Source organism: Mycobacterium sp. E3298, from assembly GCF_001666895.1.
Lineage (GTDB): Bacteria > Actinomycetota > Actinomycetes > Mycobacteriales > Mycobacteriaceae > Mycobacterium.
In genome coordinates this window covers 1-906 of record NZ_LZJB01000049.1, presented here as the reverse complement: position 1 = coordinate 906, position 906 = coordinate 1, and the positions used below count along the sequence as shown (strand labels likewise).

At 69.8% G+C, this 906-nt stretch carries 2 pseudogenes; one reads left to right on the top strand and one right to left on the bottom strand.

The annotated features are described in order from the left end of the window. A pseudogene (locus A9X05_RS01840) lies at nucleotides 1–527 on the top strand (hypothetical protein); the annotation flags it as partial. A gap of 3 nt (nucleotides 528–530) precedes the next feature. Here the strand turns inward: A9X05_RS01840 and A9X05_RS01835 are convergent. Next, nucleotides 531–906, bottom strand: a pseudogene (locus A9X05_RS01835) (hypothetical protein); the annotation flags it as partial.

Sequence of the window (906 nt, the reverse complement as noted above, 5' to 3'; positions counted from 1 at the left end):
AGGCGACGATCGACGCGCTCAAGAAGCTCGACTTCGCCGACAGCACGGCCACCGGCGAGGCCATCTTCACCGCCCTGCACGCGGTGAGCGCCCTGGCCATCACGGGTGGCGACGGCCCGCCGCCGGCGCGCATCGTGCTGGAGTCCGACGGCGCGGAGAACGTGCCGCTGGACGCCAACGCCCCGCAGGGGGCGTTCACCGCCGCCCGGGCCGCCAAGGCCGCGGGCGTGCAGATCTCGACCATCTCCTTCGGGACGCCGTACGGCACCGTCGAGTACGAGGGCGCCACCATCCCGGTTCCCGTAGACGACCAGACGCTGCAGAAGATCTGCGAGATCACCGACGGCCAGGCGTTCCATGCCGACAGCCTGGAGTCGCTGAAGAACGTCTACTCGACCCTGCAGCGCCAGATCGGGTACGAGACCGTCAAGGGCGACGCCAGCCTCGCGTGGATGCTGCTGGGGGCGGTCGCGTTGGCCGGCGCGATCCTGGCCGGCCTGTTCCTGAACCGCCGGCTGCCGTCCTGACGATCAGACCGGCAGCCGCCGGTTGATCAGCAGCGCCAGCGCCGTCGCGATCAAGGCGGTGATCACGCCCAGGCGCAGCCACCCGGCGCTGCCCGGCCCGGCCACGGTGCGATAGCCGATGTCCTTCTCGATGGCGTTGTAGCTCTTGTTGAGCTCGGCGATGTTGCTGGCGGTGTAGGACTGCCCGCCGGACAGCTTGGCGATCGTCTTCATCTGGTCCGTCGAAACCGGGACGGCCACGCGCTGCCCGTCCATCTCGATCTCGCCGGTCTTGGTGCCGAACGAGATCGTCGAGATGGGCACCCCCTCGTCCCGGGCCAGCCGCGCCGCCGTGTAGACCCCGTCGTGCGGGTCGCTGGGATTGGACGGCTTGTTCTCC